General features: G+C 71.4%; 14 protein-coding genes. 10 read left to right on the plus strand and 4 right to left on the minus strand.

Features of this window, described 5'->3' with window-relative positions; translation table 11 throughout:
• Positions 1-8 precede the first annotated feature (8 nt).
• Both ligA and pruA read left to right on the plus strand, forming a co-directional pair.
• Positions 9-2039: an NAD-dependent DNA ligase LigA gene (gene ligA, locus WMF27_RS22370; protein WP_437766867.1), complete on the plus strand. Its 2031-nt coding sequence runs from the start codon at positions 9-11 to the stop codon at positions 2037-2039.
• A gap of 238 nt (positions 2040-2277) precedes the next feature.
• Positions 2278-3918: an L-glutamate gamma-semialdehyde dehydrogenase gene (gene pruA / locus WMF27_RS22375; protein WP_437766866.1), complete on the plus strand. Its 1641-nt coding sequence runs from the start codon at positions 2278-2280 to the stop codon at positions 3916-3918.
• 41 nt (positions 3919-3959) lie between these two features.
• On the opposite strand, the gene WMF27_RS22380 is transcribed toward pruA, so the two are convergent.
• Positions 3960-4235 (minus strand): hypothetical protein, encoded by a 276-nt coding sequence (locus WMF27_RS22380; RefSeq protein ID WP_437766865.1) that lies wholly within the window; start codon positions 4233-4235, stop codon positions 3960-3962.
• A 447-nt stretch (positions 4236-4682) separates the two neighbouring features.
• Between WMF27_RS22380 and WMF27_RS22385 the strand changes: the two genes are divergently transcribed.
• Both WMF27_RS22385 and WMF27_RS22390 read left to right on the plus strand, forming a co-directional pair.
• Positions 4683-6206: a hypothetical protein gene (locus WMF27_RS22385; RefSeq protein ID WP_437766864.1), complete on the plus strand. Its 1524-nt coding sequence runs from the start codon at positions 4683-4685 to the stop codon at positions 6204-6206.
• Between the two features lie 188 nt (positions 6207-6394).
• On the plus strand, positions 6395-8542 hold the full coding sequence (locus WMF27_RS22390; RefSeq protein ID WP_437766863.1) for a M3 family metallopeptidase: 2148 nt from the start codon (positions 6395-6397) through the stop codon (positions 8540-8542).
• A gap of 116 nt (positions 8543-8658) precedes the next feature.
• Here the strand turns inward: WMF27_RS22390 and WMF27_RS22395 are convergent, their stop codons facing one another.
• Positions 8659-11460: a tetratricopeptide repeat protein gene (locus tag WMF27_RS22395; RefSeq protein ID WP_437766862.1), complete on the minus strand. Its 2802-nt coding sequence runs from the start codon at positions 11458-11460 to the stop codon at positions 8659-8661.
• Between the two features lie 148 nt (positions 11461-11608).
• Here WMF27_RS22395 and WMF27_RS22400 point away from each other — a divergent pair, with 148 nt between their 5' ends.
• Positions 11609-11923 carry a hypothetical protein gene (locus tag WMF27_RS22400; RefSeq protein WP_437944495.1) on the plus strand — a complete coding sequence of 105 codons (315 nt, stop codon included), beginning with the start codon at positions 11609-11611 and terminating at the stop codon, positions 11921-11923.
• A gap of 14 nt (positions 11924-11937) precedes the next feature.
• On the opposite strand, the gene WMF27_RS22405 is transcribed toward WMF27_RS22400, so the two are convergent.
• Both WMF27_RS22405 and WMF27_RS22410 read right to left on the minus strand, forming a co-directional pair.
• Positions 11938-13281, minus strand: coding sequence for a protein kinase domain-containing protein (locus WMF27_RS22405; RefSeq protein ID WP_437766861.1), 1344 nt, complete (start codon positions 13279-13281; stop codon positions 11938-11940).
• Positions 13278-14501, minus strand: coding sequence for an FHA domain-containing protein (locus WMF27_RS22410; protein WP_437766860.1), 1224 nt, complete (start codon positions 14499-14501; stop codon positions 13278-13280). Before WMF27_RS22410 ends, WMF27_RS22405 begins: the two co-directional genes overlap by 4 nt.
• Before the next feature lie 105 nt (positions 14502-14606).
• Between WMF27_RS22410 and pilB the strand changes: the two genes are divergently transcribed.
• The 5 genes from pilB to WMF27_RS22435 all read left to right on the plus strand — a co-directional run bounded on the left by pilB (position 14607) and on the right by WMF27_RS22435 (position 19920).
• Positions 14607-16307 carry a type IV-A pilus assembly ATPase PilB gene (gene pilB / locus WMF27_RS22415; RefSeq protein ID WP_437747881.1) on the plus strand — a complete coding sequence of 567 codons (1701 nt, stop codon included), beginning with the start codon at positions 14607-14609 and terminating at the stop codon, positions 16305-16307.
• Positions 16308-16311: 4 nt separating this feature from the next.
• Entirely contained in the window at positions 16312-17451 is a 1140-nt protein-coding gene (locus tag WMF27_RS22420) for a type IV pilus twitching motility protein PilT (protein WP_437766859.1), read from the plus strand.
• Between the two features lie 186 nt (positions 17452-17637).
• Positions 17638-18330, plus strand: coding sequence for a transcriptional repressor LexA (gene lexA, locus WMF27_RS22425; protein ID WP_012237101.1), 693 nt, complete (start codon positions 17638-17640; stop codon positions 18328-18330).
• Between the two features lie 154 nt (positions 18331-18484).
• Positions 18485-18763 (plus strand): DUF4398 domain-containing protein, encoded by a 279-nt coding sequence (locus WMF27_RS22430; RefSeq protein WP_437766858.1) that lies wholly within the window; start codon positions 18485-18487, stop codon positions 18761-18763.
• Between the two features lie 8 nt (positions 18764-18771).
• Positions 18772-19920, plus strand: a complete 1149-nt coding sequence (locus tag WMF27_RS22435) for an OmpA family protein (RefSeq protein ID WP_437766857.1) — start codon at positions 18772-18774, stop codon at positions 19918-19920.
• The last annotated feature ends 31 nt before the right edge of the window (positions 19921-19951 follow it).

Here is a 19951-nt window from a genome sequence, read left to right on the forward strand (position 1 = left end):
GGCAAGCGATGACGCAGGCACACCACGACGACGCCGGAGCGCGCAACGCGCTGCAGGGCGGGCTCGCGACGGATCCGAAGCACAAGGCGAGGATCGAGGAGCTCGCCGAGCGCATCGAGAAATACAGGGCGAGCTACTACGCAGGGCACCCCGAGATCTCGGACGCGGCGTTCGACGCCCTCGAGGACGAGCTCCGCGCCCTCGATCCGGCGCACCCGGTGCTCGCCCGGGTCGGCTCGGCCTCGCTGATCACCGAGTGGGAGAAGGCGCGGCACGAGATCCCGATGGGCTCGCTCAACAAGGTCGTCTCCGAGGACGAGCTCCTGGGCTGGGTCGCCCGGTGCGACGAGATCCTCGTGAAGGACGGGCACGGCGACGGCGGCACGGGCGCCGCGCCGCCGGCACCGGGCTCCATCTCGAGCATCGCGGGGGACCTCTTCGTGGCGGAGAAGCTCGACGGCATCTCCATCGAGGTCATCTACAAGGGCGGCAAGCTCGTCGACGCCATCACGCGCGGCGACGGCGAGTGGGGCGAGCGGATCACCGCGAACGTCGCGCGGATGAAGGGGATCCCCTCGCGGATCCGGGAGAAGGGCCGGCTGTCCGTGCGCGGCGAGATCATCCTTCGGCTCTCGGACATGAAGCGCCACTTCCCCGGCGTCACCAGCCCGCGCAACATGGCCGCGGGCGCGGCCAAGCGGTTCGACGGCCAGGGGGCGGAGCACTGCACCGTGCTCTTCTACGATGTCGCCGATCACCTCGAGATCCCGACGTGCCGGGCGCGCTTCGCCTGGCTGCGCGAGCTCGGCTTCGCGACGCCGCAGACCGCGCACGGCAGCGTCGAGGACGTCGTGAAGCTCTACCGGCGCTACTCGAGCGAGCTCCGCGCGAGCCTCGACTACGAGATCGACGGGCTCGTCGTCTACGTGGACTCGCTCCACGTCCAGGGCCTGCTCGGCGACGTCAACCGCCGGCCGCGCGGCGCGGTCGCCTTCAAGTTCGCGTCGCCCGCCAAGGTGACGACGGTCGTGGCGATCCAGTGGGACACCGGGCCGAGCGGCCGCGTCACCCCGGTGGCGATCGTCGAGCCGGTGGAGCTCGCCGGCGCCAACGTCCGGCGCGCTTCCCTGCACAACTCGGCCAACGTGCGGAGCCTCGGCATCGGCGTGGGCGACGAGGTGCTGGTCTCGCGCCGCAACGACGTGATCCCGTACGTCGAGGAGGTCGTCGAGAAGCGCGGCCCCGTCGCCGTTCCTCCGTCGGTCTGCCCGGTCTGCAGCGCGCCGCTGGTCGTCGAGGGCGAGTACCTCCTCTGCCGGAACGCCGCGTGCCGCGCCCTCATCGAGGGGCGCATCCACAACTGGATCGACGCCATCGGCGCGCTGGAGTGGGGCGACAAGCTGATCGAGCAGGTGGTGGCCGCGGGCCTCGTGCGAGAGCCGCTCGACCTCTACAAGCTCACGGTCAAGAGCATCGCCGACCTCGATCGGCGCGGCGAGAAGAGCGCGACGAAGTGCCTGGAGCAGCTGAAGAGCCGCCTCCCGCTCGCGCTGCCGGTGTTCCTCGCGGCGCTCGGCATCGAGGGGTTCGCGATCCAGACCGCGCGGCTGCTCGTGTCGGCGGGGTACACGACGATCGAGAAGCTGCTCGCCGCCGGCGAGGACGAGCTCGCCGGCATCCCGGGCCTCGGCGCGATCAAGGCCGCGAGCATCGTTCGAGGGCTGCGCGCCCGCAGCGACGAGATCGGGCGGCTGCTCGCCGCCGGCATCGTGCCGGTCGCGCCCGAGGCCGAAGGCCCGCTCGCCGGACTGACGTTCTGCTTCACCGGCGCGGGCGCGCGTCCCCGCGGCGAGCTCACCCACCTCGTCGAGTCGAGCGGCGGCCGGGTGCTGAACAGCGTCACGAAGGAGCTCAACTACCTCGTCATCGCCGACGTGGCGTCCACGTCGAGCAAGGCGGTGAAGGCGCGCAAGTACGGGACGAAGCTCATCACCGAGGACGATCTCGACAAGCTCATCGCCGAGCGCCGCGGCGCCTAGTCGGACGCGACCCGCGCGCATCCGGACGCGCCCCTGTGTGGCGCTCGCGCAGTCCGCAAGAGGACGGACGGCGCGGTCGCTGCCCAAGGAGGGCGGCGCCTGAAACCACGACACCCCTGTCCGCATCGCCTCCTCGCTCACGGCCGTGAACGGGAGAAGGCGGCGCGGCTGGACGGCGCGCAACGCAGACCGGCGCCGGAGCGCTGCACGCGCGAGAGCTCGCCGCTAGACTCGCGCCATGCTCGACACCATCGCCACGCCGCCCAGCCCGCAGAACGAGCCGGTCCTTTCCTACGCCCCAGGGAGCGCCGAGCGCGCGGCCCTCAAGGCGGAGCTCGACCGCCGGGCGCGGGAGACGATCGAGATCCCGATGGTCATCGACGGCGAGGCGATCCGGACCGGAGCGCTCGACGAGGTCCGCGCGCCGCACCGGCGCGACCTCCTCCTCGCCCGCGCCCACCAGGGCGGCGCCGAGCACGTCGCGCGCGCGATCGAGGCCGCCCGGCGGGCGCACCCGGCCTGGTCGAGGACGCCGTGGACCGAGCGCGCCGCCGTGTTCCTCAAGGCGGCCGAGCTGCTCGCGACCCGCCGCCGCCCCACGCTCAACGCGGCGACGATGCTCGGGCAGAGCAAGACGGCGTACCAGGCCGAGATCGACTCGGCGTGCGAGCTCATCGACTTCTTCCGCTTCAACGTCCACTTCGCCCACCGGATCGCGGCGGAGCAGCCGGCGAGCGCGCCCGGCATCTGGAACCTCGCGGAGCCTCGCCCGCTGGAGGGCTTCGTCTTCGCGGCGACGCCGTTCAACTTCACCGCGATCGCGGGCAACCTGTGCGCGGCCCCGGCGCTGATGGGCAACACCGTGGTCTGGAAGCCGTCCGCGAACGCGCTGTACTCCGCGCACTTCGTGATGGAGCTGCTGGTCGAGGCGGGCCTCCCGCGCGGCGTCATCAACCTCGTCATGGGCCCGCCCGAGCTCGTCTCGAACGCGTGCGTCGATCATCCGGACTTCGCCGGCATCCACTTCACCGGCTCGACCGCGGTCTTCCAGTCGCTCTGGCGCCGCATCGGGGAGAACATCGGGCGCTACCGCAGCTACCCGCGGATCGTGGGCGAGACCGGCGGGAAGGACTTCGTCTTCGCGCACGCGAGCGCCGACGTCGACGCGCTCGCCGTGGCGCTCGTCCGGGGCGCCTACGAGTTCCAGGGGCAGAAGTGCTCGGCCGCGTCGCGCGCGTACATCCCCCGCTCGCTCTGGCCGGCCCTCAAGGACCGGCTCGTGGGCCACATCCGGGCGATCCGCGTGGGGGACGTCGCCGACTTCCGCAACTTCATGGGCGCGGTGATCGACGAGCGAGCGCACGCCCGGCTCACGGGGCGGATCGCCGCGGCGAAGGCGGACGCGGCGTGCTCGATCGTGTGCGGCGGCGGCGCGCGCGCGCACGACGGGAGCGACGGCTGGTTCGTCGAGCCGACGCTGATCGAGACCACGGATCCGCGCCACCCGCTGATGGCGGAGGAGCTGTTCGGGCCGGTGCTCACGGTCTGGGTCTACCCCGACGGCGAGGAGCACAGGGCGCTCGCGCTCTGCGACGAGACGTCGCCGTATGGCCTGACCGGCGCCGTGTTCGCGCGGGATCGGGCGTTCATCGAGGCGGCGAGCGACGCGCTCCGCTTCGCCGCGGGCAATTTCTACATCAACGACAAGCCGACCGGCGCCGTCGTCGGGCAGCAGCCGTTCGGCGGCGCGCGCGCGTCCGGCACGAACGACAAGGCGGGCAGCCTGTTCAACCTGCTCCGCTGGGTCTCCCCCCGGGTCGTGAAGGAGACGTTCGCCCCGCCGCACGCGGTCGCCTATCCGTTCATGGCGGCCGAGTAGGAAGCGCGCCCCGCGCCGGAGAGGCGGCGGGCCTCGTCCGCTCAATCCTCCGGCGAGTAGTCGCAGACGCCACCCGCGAGGTCGGCGCAGGACCGGTCCTCCTCCTCGTAACACTCGGCCGTGCGCTCGATGGCCGTGGCATACGACGCGCGGTCGGACAGCTCGAGGCACAGCGCGACGCACGTGTCCTTTCCAGGGCTGTCGGTCTGGCACTCGGCGTTCTTGGTGCAGACGATGTCGCACGCGTCGATGTCCGACGAGCAGCCAGGGGTGGGAACGAAGAGCAGCAGGGCCAGGACGAGCGCGGGACGGGGCATGGCGAAAGCTCCAGCGGCCATCGGAGCACGCGGCCGAGCCGGCGGCGAGAGGCGAGCTGCGGGCGGCCGCGCGGCGCAAGCTCGCCCCTGCCCCGGATCCCTGCTGCTGGAAGTGCGCGCCACCGGAGGCGAATCGAGCCGGTGAGCCCACCGGCGAACTCGGTGTTCCGCCCGAGTCGTCGAGCGCACCAACGAGGCTGGACTCTCTTCTCAGGGAGTCATGCCCGGAACCATTGCCATCCGACGCGCCAACCACCGAGCTCTACAGACCGATCCGACCTCGACCATTCGGTTGTGGAGCAGCACCCGGCCATTACGTATGCTCCAGATCTCCGCCCGACAAAAGCGTGCGCTCCCATGGCGCGCAGGACGAGCAGAAGAGTAGGTGTATATTTCCCACGCCGCTACATCAGGAGTCGCTGTGGGATAGCAAACGTTGGAGGTGCCATGAAGTCGATGCATTTTCTGGGTTTCTTCGTGCTCGGCACGATCGCGGCGACCGCCGCAGGCTGCGGCGGAGACAACGACGGCGGCGACGGCGGCGGCGGCGGCGAGGGAGGAGCCGGGAGCACCACGACGTCCTCCACGACCACCGGCCCCGTCGCCGGCAGCACCTCCTCCACGGGCTCGGGCGAGGTGGACGACGGGAACGACAGCCCCGAAGAAGCGGAGCCGATCCAACCCGAGGACGGTTGGCTCGAGGGGACGCTCGAGCCGCTGGAAGAGGACGCTGACTACTACAGCTTCACCGGAGCCAAGGGGCAGCCGGTGTACATCCTGAGCGACGCGAAGCCTTCGGATGACGAGAGGGATCCGACATACCCAGATACCGTCATCACGCTGCTCGACGCCGACGGGAACCAGCTCGCGCAGAACGACGACCCGGCCCTGGGCTTCACCAATGACAGCGAGCTGCTCACCGTCCTGCCAGCAGACGGCGAGTACGTCATCGTCATCCAGGATTGCAACGCCGCCTTCCCGCAGTTCGCCTTCCCGAACGGCTGCTTCAACCCCGCCGACGTCGTGAGCTTCGACTACGGGGTGGCGCTCCTCTCGCTCGATCCGGCGAAGAGCGATACCGACAGCCTCATCGGTGAGGCCGAGCCCAACAATGACGCCGAGCAGGCCGTGCAGCTGCATTATGAGCTGAACAACGACGAGTCGGGCTACTTCACCACCTTCGCGTTCGGCAATTTCGAGAGCGCGACCGACGTCGATGTGTATTCGTTCACCCCGCCGGAGACCCCCGCGGTCGACAACGTCATCCTCGCCCAGCTGATCGTCGACCAGCCGACAGGGATCGAGGGCAACGGCTCGACGGTGAACGTCAGCGAGATCGCCGTGTTCGCTTCGACCGATCTGACCAACGCGTACGCGAAGGTGGACCCGACGAAGGGCGGCGATATCGCCCTCCCGGTGGAAGCCGGGCAAGAGTACTTCGTCTTCGTCAAGCGCCCTGCGGGAGAGGCAGGAAAGAACGACTTCTACATCCTGCTGCACAACCGCATGGGCTCCGATCCCCTCGAGGCCGAGGAGGAGACCAACGGCGTCGTGGAGACGCCGGAAGGCGGCCTAGCCTCCTTCCCCAACGGGGGAGGCGGCGTCAGCTACGCGATCGAGGGCCAGCTCGCCGACGGAGAGACCGCCGACGTCGACATCTATGCGGTCCCCCTCGACGACGTGGAAGAGGGCTGGACGTTCTCGGTCATCTGCGAAGCGCAGCGCAACGGGTCCGGGGTCCGCGAGCTCAGCGCCGAGGTGCTGAACGGAGACGGCACGTCGATCGACGCCGCCACCTACTCGGCCACGGAGACCGAGGACGAAAACCTGTACGTCGAGCGGGTCGCGATCCCGGAGGCCCCAGCGGACAACCGGCTGCTCGTCAGGGTATCGGCCGGGACGCCCGCCGCCGACGTGACGAGCCGAGGGTACAACTGCCTCTTCGCCTACCTGCCGCCGGAGACCGAGTGAGGGTCTGAAGCACGTCATGGCGTGAGCGCCCGTCCCCCGGGCGCGCGCCGCCGGGTGCTCCAGGGCACGCGGCGCCGGACCGCGCTCGAAGGCCGGCACCGCGCGCGCCGTCGTCGGCACACCGGGCGCGCAGATCGCCGGCGGCTCTCCCCGGGCCTCCCCGCTCCCCGTGGTATAGCCCGACCGACATGAAGGTCGGCACCACACCCGCGCGCTCAGGGCTCCTCTCACTTCTCCTGCTCGTCGCCTGCAACGCTGGCACCCAGACCGGTGGGGTCTCCTCGCCGGCCACGGCCGGCAGCGCCGCGCCGCAGGGGGCGACGTCGACGCCGGCGACGACAGCGCCGTCCGAGACGCCGCCGCGCGCCGAGTTCGATCCCGTGGCGCAGGGGCTCACCGTGGAGGGCGTGAAGCAGCTCTGCGACGAGCACCTGCGCGCCGCGGAGGGGCACCTCGACGCGATCAGGGCGCTCCGAGGCGCGCCGCCGGAGCAGCTCACCTACGCCGCGACGCTCGGGCGGTTCGACGACGCCGCGCTCGAGGTGAACAGCGCGGGCGAGTTCCCGTACTTGATGGGGGTCGCGCACCCCGACGCGGCGGTGCGGGAGGCCGCGAGGCTCTGCGAGCCGAAGGTCGACAGGTTCACGACCGCGATGTGGCTGGACGCCGATCTCGCCGCCGTCATCGGGGCGTACGCCGAGAAAGGCGTCGCGCGCGCGACGTTGAACGGTGAGCGCGCCCGGCTTCTCTCCGACGTCCTGCGCGACTTCCGCCGCAACGGGCTGTCGCTGCCGGTAGACCGACAGCAGCGCCTCCGCGACGTGAACGAGCAGATCACCCGCATCGGGCAGGAGTTCATGTCGAACCTGTCCGCGTCGACCGCATCGATCGAGATCGCGCCCGCCTCCCTCCAGGGGCTGCCCAAGGAGTACGTGGCGAAGCACGCGCCCAAGGCGAACGGCAAGGTCGAGATCACGACCGACTACCCCGACTTCTTCCCGTTCGTCACCTACGCCAAGGACCGCAAGGCCGCGCTCGCTCTCTACGTCCTGTTCACCAACCGCGGCGGCGAGAAGAACGTGAAGCTGCTCGATCGCCTCCTCGCGCTCCGCTCCGAGAAGGCGAAGATGCTCGGCTACAAGAGCTGGGCGGACTACGCCATCGAGCCGCGGATGGCCAAGACGAGCGGCGCCGTGCGCGGCTTCCTCGACCAGGTCAAGACCGCGCTGAGAGAGCCCGCCAAGGCCGAGTTCGCCGCGCTGATGAAGGAGCACGTGCGGCTCGGAGGCAAGCCGACCGACAAGCTCCCCCCCGCCGATCGCTACTTCCTCGAGGATCGGGTCCGCGCGTCCACGTACCAGTTCGACTCGCAGGCGCTCTCGGATTACCTCGAGCTCGGCGCGGTGAAGCAGGGGCTCATGGACATCACCGCGAAGATGTACGCCCTCGAGTACAAGGAGGTCCCCGCGAAGGCGTGGCACCCCGACGTGACCGCGTACGAGGTGCGCTCCGAGGGCAAGCTGATCGGCAAGTTCTACCTCGACCTCTACAGCAGGCCCGACAAGTACAAACACGCGGCGATGTTCACCGTGCGGACGGCGAAGCTGCTCGACGACGGATCGTGGCAGACCCCCGTCGCGGCGCTCGAGTGCAACTTCCCGAAGCCGGGGGCACAGCCGGCGCTGATGTCCCACGAGGACGTGGTGACGTTCTTCCACGAGTTCGGGCACGTGCTGCACCACCTGCTGACGCGCTCGGAGCTGGCCTCCTATTCAGGGACCGCGACGGTGCGCGACTTCGTCGAGGCGCCGAGCCAGATGTTCGAGGAGTGGGCGTGGTCGCGCGAGGTGCTCGATCTGTTCGCGAAGCACCACGCGACCGGCGAGAAGATCCCGGACGCCCTCTTCCAGGCGATGACCCGCGCGCGAGGCTTCGGTCGAGCGCTCGCGACGCAGCGGCAGCTCACCCTCGCGTCGATCGATTTGGAGCTCCACACCCGCGATCCGGGCTTCGACGCGACCGTGGTCGTGGAGCAGGCGCAGCGCGCGAACGAGTCCTTCGCCTTCGTGAAGGGGACGCACATGCAGTCGAGCTTCGGGCACCTCATCACCTACGACGCGGGCTACTACGGCTACCAGTGGGCGCTGTCGCTCTCGCGCGACGTGCTCACCCGCTTCAAGCAGGAAGGCCTGCTGAACCCCGCCGTCGCGCGCGCGTTCCGCGACGAGGTGCTCGCGAAGGGCGGCGGCGTCGACGCGGGAGCGCTCGTCACCCGCTTCCTCGGCCGCCCGCCGAGCCACGACGCGTACCTCGCTTACCTCCAGGGCAAGGAGTGAACGAGCCGGCCGCGACGCGGACGCAGCGCTCGGCGGCGGCAAGGCCTGCGCCGGGCGCTCGGCCGCGCAGCGGCGCAGGGTCCGGCCATCCCTGGCCGGACCCCTGACGGGAGAGCTCAGGGCTCGATCGCGACGCCGAGCTCCTCGCGCAGGGCGTGGTAGGCGTCCGAGACCGTGAACGAGAGGAGATCGCCGATCTTCTCCTCGGCCGTCAGCACACCCGGCGCGTCCCCCCGCGAGAGCGACGACGCCGCCACCGAGAGCTCGCCGGTCAGCAGATAGCCGACCCGGGCCGCGCACCGCTCGACCGATCCCACCCAGTGCGCGAGATCGAGCGGCGCGCGGATCTCGTAGAGCTCGAACACCGCGGCCTCCAGGGCGTCACGCTCGCTCTCCGTCAGGTGCTCGTCGAGGAGGGGCACCAGCGCGAGCACCGCGCCCTCGAGGTCGGCGGGGACGAGCTCCGACGGCCGCGCCACCTTCACTGCTGCGGCCAGACACACGCCGAGCTCCTCGAGCGACGGGAAATGGATCAGCAGCCGGTGCGGGCCGACGTGGTACGCGACGTGGCTGCCCACCAGAAACGCGAGCTCGGCCGCCGTCCTCCCGCGGAGCGCCTCGCCGCCGACGAGGACGCTCGACTCCTGGACCGCCACCGCGGCGACCGCGATCGGCGCGTCCTTGCGGAGGTAGACCGCCGGCGCGGCGATCCCGAGACACCGGCTCGCCCACGAGAACAGGCGAACCACGCCCGCCGCGTTCCGCTCCGCGTCGGCGCGCGCGGCCGGATCGAGCTGGGGAGCCCGCTTCTCCCGCACGCGCTGGGCGAACCGCGCGCGGATCGCCGCGCCGGCGACCGACGCGAGGACCTCCTCGAGCGCGCGATCGCGATCGCCCGCGCGCAAGAGGTCCCACGTCGCGACGCTCAGCCCGCGCGCAGGCTGGACGAGGCCCGCCGGGCGGTGCTCCTCGAAGATGAAGCGCTCCCGCGCCTCGGCCGCGCCGAGGTAGACAGCCACGCTCGCCGCGGACCACGCCTGGTCGACCCGCCTCAGCTTCTGGAACGTGTCGAACAGGTCGTGAAACACCTGGACGTTGCCGGGATCGAGCACCGCCGCGGCCTGGAGGTGCGCGGCGGCGCGCTCGAGCCGGCCGGCGGTCCGCGCGAGCGCCGCCGCGCTGAGCCGCCCCGGGACGTCGTCCGGTCGCTCGTCCACCGCGCCCTCGAACGCCTCCAGCGCGGAGCTGGGATCCTCGAGGTGATCGCGGAAGAGCATGCCGAGGCGGCGGCAGAGCTCCCAGGTGACGTCGCTCCGGACGCGCAGGTCGGCGATGCGCTGCGCCCGCTCGAGCATCCGCCGGTACGCGAGCTCGAGCTCGCCCCATTCCTGCCGCGCCGAGAGGAGGATCGCGATGAGGGAGAGCGGATCGAGGAACGTGGGATCTGCGTCCAGCGCGCGATCGAGCAGCTCGATCCCGTCCCGCTCCCGCGTGACCTCGGTCAAGGTCGCGCGGGCCTCGCCCTGCATCGCGGTGCGCGCGAGCTCCAGGAGCGCGACCGCCCGCTCCCTGGGCTCCTCCATCCGCTCGATGAGGCAGCGGCGCGCCTCGATCGACGCCTCGACGTCGCCCGCGGCCTGGTAGAGCCGGCCCAGGCCGCGCAAGACCGCGGGGTCGTCGGGGCGGAGCTCCCGCGCGCGCTCGAGGAGCTCCAGCGCGCGCGCCGGCTCCCCGGCGATGCTCTCCCAGCGCTCTGCGAACTGGACGAGGAGCCCGAAGCGCTCGCCCTCCCCCTCGACGCGCGTGAGCAGCCGCTCCTCCGCGATGCGCAGCCGGACGAAATCGCGCCCGGCGAGGTGGAGCTCGACGAGGGCCTCGAGCGCGGGCCGGTGCTCCGGCGCGAGCGCGAGCGCCTTGTCGAAGCTCTCGATCGCCTCGCGGTGCCGCTCCTGGCGCCACCTGGTCTGGGCGATGCGCAGATGCACCTCCGCGCGGGCGTCCCGGTGCGCGACGCCGACGAGCGCGAGCGCCTTCTTGTACGCGGTGAGCGCGCCCTCCAGGTCCGCGGCGGCGGCGAGCATGTCGCCAGCCGCGAGGTACTGCCCGACCGGGTCGTCCGGCGCCGGCGCCGGCGTGGTGGCGGCGTCCCGCTCGTCCGCGACGACCAGCTGCGCTGCCTCGGGCCTCTCCGCCGGGGGCGCGCCCGGGGCGCCGCCGCGCGGCACGAGCACCGAGAAGGAGCCCTGCCCGCCCGTCCGCGCGAAGCACGGGATGGCGCCGGCGAGCTCGGCGTTCTCCTCCACGCGGCGGAAGATCGCCTCCGCGGTGAGGCCGCGCTCCGGCTCGGCCTCGTCGAGGTGCTCGACGAAGGCGCGGGTGAGCACCGACGGCAGATCCGCGTCGAGCGAGCCGATCGGGTGGGCCGCGACGAGGAGCTCGACCCCCGTCACGGAGGACGCCACCGCCTGCTCCGCGGCGGCGACGACGGCGCGCGAGGTCGCCCCGGGGCCGTGATGGCACTCGAGGACGAAGAGCACCTCGCCGCGCGCGCGATCGCGGAACACCGCGGCGATGTCGCCCAGCGCGTCGCCCAGGCCGGGGTTCTCGGGGTCGAGGCAGAGGAAGAGCTCCCCGTCCGGCGACAGCGCGACCGCGCTGGAGGCGTAGAAGAGGAACAGGGTGGACGCATCGTCGCGCGCGGCGTCCTCCGCGTCGACCAGGGTCCTCCGCGTCGCGACGACCTCGTCGAACAGCGCGTCGAGCTGCTCCGCGAGATCCCGGGCGGGATCGACGTCGATCACCCGGAAGCCCGCGTCGTCCAGCGAGAGGCGGGCCCGGATGAGATCTCCGTCGAGCGAGCCGGGCGCCGGCCGCTGATCGCGGTGCAAGCTGGGCGTGGCGACGATGGCCAAGCGCATCAGGGCGCCCTCTTCTCGTTGCGTACGCGCATGCAGGCGAGCAATCTACCCAGGGCCGCGCCCGAAGCGAAGCGGGTTGCCACGCTGCGCCGCACCACGCCGCAACGTGAGGTCCCCCGCACGAGGGATCGGCCGCCAGAGAACAGGCATGAGCGAAGGTAGGCGTCGTTGGTGGACGGAAGCACCCCGCAGCGCACGAGCAGCTCGCGCCGCGTCAGCCGCGTCAGCCGCGTCAATTGCGCTCGCGGCCGCCCTCTCGTCCGGCTGCGGGAGCGTATGCGACGAGGCGACGGAGCACACCGAGGAGTGCGGGTTCCACGGCAGCGGCATCTCCGCCGAGGCGTCGTGCGACGGCCGCGTCCGGTGCGCGTCGGCGTGCGCGGCGGAGGCCCCCTGCGGCGCGTTCGATGGCACCGACGCGGCCGCGCTCGATCGATACCAGCGCTGCCTCGACGCTTGCTGAGCCCGCCGCGGCGCTCAGCGGGCGGCCCGGACGAGCGCGGCGCCGTCCGGCGGCCGGTCGTCGTCCGGGCCGAGGCACAGCAGCGACAGCTCCTTCCAGGGCGCGAGCCCCTCGCCACCGAGCGGCTCGAGGTGGACGAGGACGTCCTCGAGCACGCGGCCAAAGCCGTAAACGTCATCGCGCGGATCGCTCGCCCGCCCTGCGAGCCGCTCCGGTGAGACGTACCCTGGGCTGCCGCCGGCGGAGGGCGCGCCCCGCGGCCTGGCCAGCCCGAAGTCGGTGAGCACGGGCTCGCCGAGGTTGCGCAGGAGCACGTTGGCCGGCTTCACGTCCGCGTGGACGTAGCCGCGGTCATGGATTCGGGCGAGCGCGCGCGCGAGCGGACGCGCCCACCGCGCGATCGGCGCGAGCGCCGCCGCGTCGCCGGCGCGGAGCACGTCTCTCACCGACCCCCGGGCGATCCACTCGAGCGCGATCCACCCCTCCTCGGGGTCCGCGTCGAAGACCCGCACGACGCCGGGGCCCGCGAGCGCCACGGCGAGCCGCACCTCGCGGGTGAGGTGCGCCCGGTCGCCGCCCCGCCCGTGGTAGACCTTGAACCCGATGCGCCGGCCGAGCACCTCGTCCTCGGCCTCGTAAACCGTGCCGGCGCCGCCGCGCGCCACCTCCCGGAGCAGGCGGAACGGGCTCTTGCCCGCCGAGGACGCGACCACGGTCGCGTCCTCCAGACGGGCGGCCGCGGCGGGCCGATCCGCGCCGAGCGCCGCCCGCCAGCGCTGGTGGCGCTCGCGCGCGCCTGGCGCGCCGATCTCCCGGACGAGCACGCGCTCGATCGCGCCGACCGCGCGCGGGAGCTGCCCCAGCGAGGCGTAGAGATCGGCCGCGAGGACGAGGCCATCGGTCGAGGACACCGGCTGGGCGCGCGACGCGCCCCCGCGCTCGCGCGACGCGGCGCCCTCCAGCACGGCGAGCGCGCCGCGCTCGTCGCCCCGGGCCGCGAGCAGATCCGCGCAGGCCACGCGGATCGGATCGGGCAGCACCCGCTCCTCCATCGCCGCGACGAGGTGCGCCACCGCCTCGGCCTCCCGGAGCGTCCCGCGCGCCCGCCGGAGCACGGCGATGACCTCGTCCGTCGAGGGCCCCTCCCGCGTGCCGGAGCTCCGCAGGCGCGCGATGTCGTCGCCTCCGCCTTCACGCGACGCGCGCGCATGCGCCTGGGGCCGCTCCGCCCGCGCAGGACGCGCGCTGCCCCCGACGTCCGCCCCGCCCGGTCCGGCGGCGCCGCGCGCGTCCGCCGGCGCACCGCCGTCCGCCGCGGCGCCGCCGAGGCGCTCCTTGAGCCGCCGCCACAGGCTCACGCCGGGCCGCCCTCGCCGCCGCCGCGCCGGATCGACGGAGCCTCGCCCGCGGAGGGTAGCCGGAAGACCGCCGTCCCCCCGCGCGCCGAGGCGATCGCGTCGCCCACGCAGAGCTCGACCGACGGCGCGAGCTGGTAGTCGCCGAGGAACGGCGGCGGCGCCCCCGGCGGCGTCTTCAGCGCGACGAACGCCGAGGCCCCCGCCCGATCGACGCGGATCCGCCAGGGACCGACCGGCAGATCGCCGAGCGGCGCCGTGAAGCGATCGCCCGCGATCTCCACCACGCACCCCTCCCCGGCCGCCGGCGTGATCGCGCACGGCACCTCCCCGCCGAGCAGGAGCTGCACGCCGCGGCCGACGGGCAGCGGCCCCGTGAGCCGCGCGCCCGCCAGCGTCGTGCCGTTGCGCGTCCCGAGGTCCTCGACCTCGACGCCGGACGGGCCGCGCCGGATCCGCACGTGCGTCCTGCTGACGGCGCGGGACGCGACGACGATGGTCGCCTCGCCGCGACCGATCGTGACCTCGTCGCCGAGCGCGCACCGCAGGAGGGCGCCGCCGAGCTCGAGCGACAGGATCGGCCCCGAGAGGAGCCGCGCGCGGATCGCGCGCAGGGCGTCGGCCACCGGCTCGCCGCCGCGGTTCCCCGCGATCCAGGCCTCGGCCACCGCGATCGCCTCGCGGCGCTCCGCCATCCGGTCGAGATCCGCGATCGACCGAAGGACCGCGGCGAGCTCTCGCTGGTCTCTCTCGACGGTCATCGCGGAGCGGAGCCGCTCCTCGAGCCGCTCGATCGCGCCCGCGGCGGCCAGCACCCGCGTCTCCGACTCGGTGTCGCCCACCAGGGCGTACGCGTCCGCCGCGCGCTCGAGCTCGCCCGCCTCCTCGAGCTCGCGCGCGACGGCCAGCGCCTCGCTCCGCATCACGCTCGTGCCCCGCGCGCGCACCAGGTCGAACGCGAGCAGCGCCTTGCGCCCGAGCGCAACGCGCTTGAGCTCCGGGCTCTCCGCCATGCGGGACGCCGACGCGCAGAAGGCGATCCGCTTCTCGACGCTCCGCTCGGCGTCCGCCCGGAGGAGGAGGACCCGGGCCGCGTCGTCCGGCATCCCGGCGTCGAGGTACAGCTCGACCGCCCCCGCGAGATCGCCGGCGAGCTCCTTGGCCTCGGCCGCCCTGCGTCGGCTGTCCCCCCGCCTGAGCCCGAACCACTCAAAGAGACTCACGCAGCGCCATCCTCGCCACCATCCGACATCCTACCCTTGATGCGCGCCGGCCCCAACCGCCAGCGTTGACTCCCTCCCTCGTCACCCGCAGGATTTGCGGCCTCGATGTCGACAACGAACCGCCTCGGCGAACTGCTCGTCCGCGAAAAGCTCATCAGCCTCCAGCAGCTCAGGCAAGCCCAAGAGGAGCAGCGCAAGACAGGTCAGAACCTCGGGTACGCGCTCGCCAAGCTCGGGTACATCTCCGACGGAGAGATCACGAGCTTCCTCTCGACGCAGTACCGCGTCCCGGCCGTCGCCCTCGACGAGTACGAGATCGACGCGGAGGTCTCGCGCCTCGTCTCGCGGGACGTCTGCGAGAAGCACAAGATCATCCCCATCTCCAGGTCGGGGACGGCGCTCGTCGTGGCGATGGCCGATCCGACGAACCTCCACGCGATCGACGACATCAAGTTCCTCACGGGCTTCAACGTGGAGCCCGTCGTCGCATCCGAGACCGGCATCACGGAGGCGATCGAGCGCGCCTACAACGTCGGGCCCTCCTACGACGAGGTGCTGAGCGAGTTCGGGGAGGAGGAGGTCGGCTTCCAGGTCGAGGCCGACGACGTGAACGTCCTCGAGCTGGAGAAGGCCGCCGAGGGCGCGCCCGTGGTCCGGCTCGTCAACGCGATCCTCCTGAACGCCATCAAGAAGGGCGCGAGCGACATCCACGTCGAGCCCTACGAGAAGAAGCTGCGCGTGCGCTACCGCATCGACGGCGTGCTGATGGAGGAGATGCAGCCGCCGATCAAGCTGAAGAACGCGATCTCGAGCCGCCTCAAGATCATGAGCTCGCTCGACATCGCCGAGCGGAGGCTCCCGCAGGACGGCCGCATCAAGCTGAAGATGGGCAGGGGCCGGGAGATGGACTTCCGCGTCTCGGTGCTGCCGACGCTCTGGGGCGAGAAGATCGTCCTCCGCCTCCTCGACAAGTCGAACCTGCAGCTCGACATGGCGAAGCTCGGCTTCGATCCGAAGCCGCTCGCCGACTTCAAGTGGGCGATCGGCCAGCCGTGGGGCATGGTCCTCGTCACCGGCCCGACCGGCTCCGGCAAGACGACGACGCTCTACTCGGCGCTCTCGGAGCTCAACCAGATCGGCTCGAACATCAGCACCGCCGAGGACCCCGTCGAGTACAACCTGCACGGCATCAACCAGGTGCAGATGCACGACGACATCGGGCTGAACTTCGCGATGTCGCTGCGTTCGTTCCTCCGGCAGGACCCGGACATCATCATGGTCGGCGAGATCCGCGACTTCGAGACGGCCGAGATCGCCGTCAAGGCCGCGCTCACCGGCCACCTCGTGCTCTCGACGCTGCACACGAACGACGCGCCGTCGACGATCTCGCGCCTCCTCAACATGGGCGTGGAGCCGTTCCTCATCACCGCCAGCGTGAACCTCGTGCTGGCCCAGCGCCTCGCGCGCAAGATCTGCCCCGACTGCCGCGTCCCGCTGAAGGTCGACGCGAGGGTGCTCCTCGACTTCGGCTTCACCGAGCAGCAGGTGGCGCGCGCGGAGCTCGTCCGCGGCGCGGGCTGCAAGACCTGCAACGGCTCGGGCTACAAGGGCCGCGTCGCGCTCTACGAGGTCATGCGCTTCACCGACGCGCTGAAGGAGATGGTCCTCCAGGGCGCGTCCACGGCCGAGCTCAAGGCCGCCGCGATCAAGGGCGGGATGCTGACCCTCCGGATGAGCGGGATCGAGAAGGTGCTCGCGGGCGTCACCACGACCGAGGAGGTCGGCCGCGTGACGATGGGGGACTGAGCGCATGAGCACCGAGCTCGTCGGACAGCAGGAAGGCCTCCGGTACACGCTCCAGCAGCTCCTCCGCGCGATGGTGGAGAAGGGCGCGAGCGACATGCACATCACGAGCGGCACGCCGCCGCTCCTGCGCATCGACGGCACGGTGGTGCCGCTGAAGCTCCCGCCGCTCATGCCGAGCGACACGAAGCAGCTCTGCTACTCGGTGCTGAGCGAGGAGCAGGTGGCGACGTTCGAGCAGCGCAACGAGCTCGATCTCTCGTTCGGCATGAAGGGGCTCGCCCGCTTCCGCGCCAACATCTACATGCAGCGCGGCGCCGTCGCCGCCGCGTTCCGGCAGATCCCCTTCCGGATCATGAACTTCGACGAGCTGGGCCTGCCGCCGGTGGTGCTCGACATCACCGCCAAGCCCCGCGGCCTCGTGCTCGTGACGGGCCCGACGGGCTCGGGCAAGACGACCACGCTCGCGAGCATCATCGACAAGATCAACTCGGAGCAGCGGCTGCACATCCTCACGATCGAGGATCCGATCGAGTACCTGCACCCGCACAAGCTGTCGCTCGTGAACCAGCGCGAGATCGGCTCCGACACCGCGTCGTTCAAGGACGCCCTGCGGTACGCCCTGCGTCAGGATCCGGACGTCGTGCTCGTCGGTGAGATGCGCGATCTCGAGACCGTCGAGTCGGCGCTGACGATCGCCGAGACCGGCCACCTCGTCTTCGCCACGCTCCACACGAACTCGGCGATCTCGACGATCAACCGCATCATCGACGTCTTCCCGCCGCACCAGCAGTCGCAGGTGCGCCAGCAGCTCTCGTTCACGCTCGTCGCCGTGATGACGCAGCTCCTCCTGCCGCGCGCGAACGGCCCGGGGCGCGTCATGGCGATGGAGGTCATGATCCCGAACGCGGCGATCCGGAACCTCATCCGCGAGGACAAGCTCCACCAGATCTACTCGCAGATGCAGGTGGGCCAGGCCGGCAGCGGCATGCAGACGATGGCCCAGTCGCTCGTGTCCCTCTACCAGCGCCGGATGATCACGCTGGAGGAGGCGTTCGCGGCGGCCGCCGACGGCGAAGAGATCCGGACGATGCTCGAGCCCCGCCAGGCGGTGAGCTCACGGAACAGCGGCCCGAAGCAGCCCTGACCACAACGGCGCCCTGCCCTTCGGTTCACCCTGTACGCTCGACGCGGCTCACGGCGCGGCGCGGCGGGAAGCGGGCGGACGTGCGAGCGCCGCTGGCATCCAGAAAATCGCAGTAAAATCGAGGCCTTGTAGAGGGGCCTCCACACTTTTTTGACATCTACCCAACCGTTCAGTAGGTTCCGCCCGATGCAGGGGCTCACCGAGCGACAACAGCAGGTGCTTCACTATATCCGGCAGTCGATCAGCGAGCGCGGCTACCCGCCGACGCTGCGCGAGATCGGCGCGCATATGGGGATTCGCTCGACGAACGGGGTGAACGATCACCTCCGGGCGCTCGAACGCAAGGGCTACCTCACGCGCGAGGACATGAAGTCGCGCGCGCTCCGCCCGCGCGATCTCGACGGCGCGGGCGCCGGCGGCGGCGCCGATCTTCGCGGCGCGCTCGTGAACGGTGGGAACGACGCCCCTGCGAACGACCAGGAGGACGACCTCGTCGAGATCGCGGTCGTCGGCCGGATCGCCGCGGGCCTGCCGATCCTCGCCGAGGAGCACGTCCTCGATACGGTCCGGATCGAGCGCACGCTCGTGCGCGGCGGGCGCGAGGTGTTCGGCCTGCGCGTCACCGGCGACTCGATGATCGAGGCGGGCATCTTCAGCGGCGACTACATCTTCGTGCGCCGGCAGCTCACCGCGCAGCGCGGCGACATCGTGGTGGCGCTGATCGGCGACGAGGCGACCGTGAAGTACTTCTTCCCCGAGAAGGACTACGTGCGCTTCCAGCCGGCGAACGCGGCGATGGCGCCGATCCTGGTCCGGGCGAGCGACTTCAAGCCCGCGATGCTCCTCGGCGTGGTCGTCGGCGTCTACCGGAAGCTCTGACCTGACCTTTCCCTTGCCCGACGGTTGACGCGCGCCGAGCGGCCTTGATAGCGTCGCGACGGCCGGGCAGACGGTCTTAGGTGCCCGCTCCAGAAAGAACGCGATCGTGACGACGCACGGGCGGCGATTCAGGACTTGGATTTCAGGCGCGGGCATGGTGGTCGCGGCGGCTCTCACGGGCGGCTGCGGCGGTACCCTCTACGCGTTCACCGCGAACTCGGCCTCGAGCAAGCTCGAGACGGCCGAGGCGCTCGGCGCAGAGAAGTACGCGCCGTACGAGTACTACACCGCGCGCGAGCACCTCTGGAAGGCTCGGGAAGAGGCCGCGGCCGCCGACTACGGCGACGCGATCGACTTCGCCGACGTCGCAGAGGAGTACGCGGACAAGGCGATCACCCTAGCGAAACAGGCGCACGAGGGCGCGGGTCGATGAGCATTGGAATGACGCGCCGCAGTTCCCGCCGCGCCCGTCGCGCAGGCGCCGTCGCTGTCGTGGCGATCGCCGGGGCCGCCTTCTCGTGCACGCAGGTGCCGGTCATGCGCGGCGACATCGAGGCGCTGACCACCATCGCGAAGCAGGCGGAGCGCAACGGCGCGCTCCGCTGCGCGCCGCGCGAGCTGGCGATGGCGAAGTCGCACCTGTCGTTCGCCTCGGTCGAGCTCGATCAGGGCTTCTTCGTCCGGGCCAAGGAGCACCTCGACATCGCGAAGGCGAACACGCACGCCGCGTACGACCTCTCGCCGCCGCAGAAGTGCGCCGAGCGCGGGTTCGTCGAGGAGGCGCCGCCGCCCAAGCCCGGAGACTGCGACGGCGACGGGCTGCTCGATCCGGAGGACAAGAAGTGCCCGTGCGACGCCGAGACCTGGAACGGCTTCCAGGACGATGACGGCTGCCCGGACGATCCGGACACGGACGGCGACGGCCTGACGGACAGCAAGGACAGCTGCGTGCTCCTGCCCGAGGACAAGGACGGCTACCTCGACGAGGACGGCTGCCCCGAGCTCGACAACGACCTCGACACGATCCTCGACGCGAACGACAAGGACAGCACGGGCAAGAGCTGTGCGAACGACCCGGAGGATCCGGACGGCTACGAGGACGCCGACGGCTGCCCCGAGCCGGACAACGATCAGGACACCGTGGTCGATCTCGAGGACCAGTGCCCGAACGAGCCGGGCGTGGTCGGCGGCGACAAGCCGGGCTGCCCGAAGAAGCCGAGCCTTGTCATCGTCACCGAGAAGGAGATCAAGATCACGCAGCAGATCCACTTCGAGTTCGACAAGGACAAGATCCGGCCCGAGAGCTTCCCGATCCTCGACGCCGTGGTGGAGGTCCTCCAGCAGAACCCGAAGATCAAGATCGAGATCCAGGGGCACACGGACAACAAGGGCGCCGCGGCTTACAACAAGAAGCTGTCGGATCGGCGTGCGGCCTCGGTGAAGAAGTACCTGGTGGCCAAGGGCATCGACGAGGCCCGGCTGACATCGAAGGGGTACGGCATGGAGCAGCCGATCGTGCCGAACACGTCCGACCAGAACCGTGCCCTGAACCGGCGCGTGCAGTTCGTCCGCACGGAGGGCGCGCCGTAGTCCAGCCGTCGCGGGAGCACCGCCTGGCGTG

It is taken from the genome of Sorangium sp. So ce281, assembly GCF_051527395.1.
In the GTDB taxonomy this organism is placed as follows: Bacteria; Myxococcota_A; Polyangia; order Polyangiales; family Polyangiaceae; genus Sorangium; species Sorangium cellulosum_B.

Bases quoted from the DNA above. Each gene is read 5' to 3' on its own strand.
- ligA (WP_437766867.1), top strand. From the start codon at position 9: ATGACGCAGGCACACCACGACGACGCCGGAGCGCGCAACGCGCTGCAG.
- pruA (WP_437766866.1), top strand. From the start codon at position 2,278: ATGCTCGACACCATCGCCACGCCGCCCAGCCCGCAGAACGAGCCGGTC.
- WMF27_RS22380 (WP_437766865.1), bottom strand. From the start codon at position 4,235: ATGCCCCGTCCCGCGCTCGTCCTGGCCCTGCTGCTCTTCGTTCCCACC.
- WMF27_RS22385 (WP_437766864.1), top strand. From the start codon at position 4,683: ATGAAGTCGATGCATTTTCTGGGTTTCTTCGTGCTCGGCACGATCGCG.
- WMF27_RS22390 (WP_437766863.1), top strand. From the start codon at position 6,395: ATGAAGGTCGGCACCACACCCGCGCGCTCAGGGCTCCTCTCACTTCTC.
- WMF27_RS22395 (WP_437766862.1), bottom strand. From the start codon at position 11,460: ATGCGCTTGGCCATCGTCGCCACGCCCAGCTTGCACCGCGATCAGCGG.
- WMF27_RS22400 (WP_437944495.1), top strand. From the start codon at position 11,609: ATGAGCGAAGGTAGGCGTCGTTGGTGGACGGAAGCACCCCGCAGCGCA.
- pilB (WP_437747881.1), top strand. From the start codon at position 14,607: ATGTCGACAACGAACCGCCTCGGCGAACTGCTCGTCCGCGAAAAGCTC.
- WMF27_RS22420 (WP_437766859.1), top strand. From the start codon at position 16,312: ATGAGCACCGAGCTCGTCGGACAGCAGGAAGGCCTCCGGTACACGCTC.
- lexA (WP_012237101.1), top strand. From the start codon at position 17,638: ATGCAGGGGCTCACCGAGCGACAACAGCAGGTGCTTCACTATATCCGG.
- WMF27_RS22430 (WP_437766858.1), top strand. From the start codon at position 18,485: ATGGTGGTCGCGGCGGCTCTCACGGGCGGCTGCGGCGGTACCCTCTAC.
- WMF27_RS22435 (WP_437766857.1), top strand. From the start codon at position 18,772: ATGACGCGCCGCAGTTCCCGCCGCGCCCGTCGCGCAGGCGCCGTCGCT.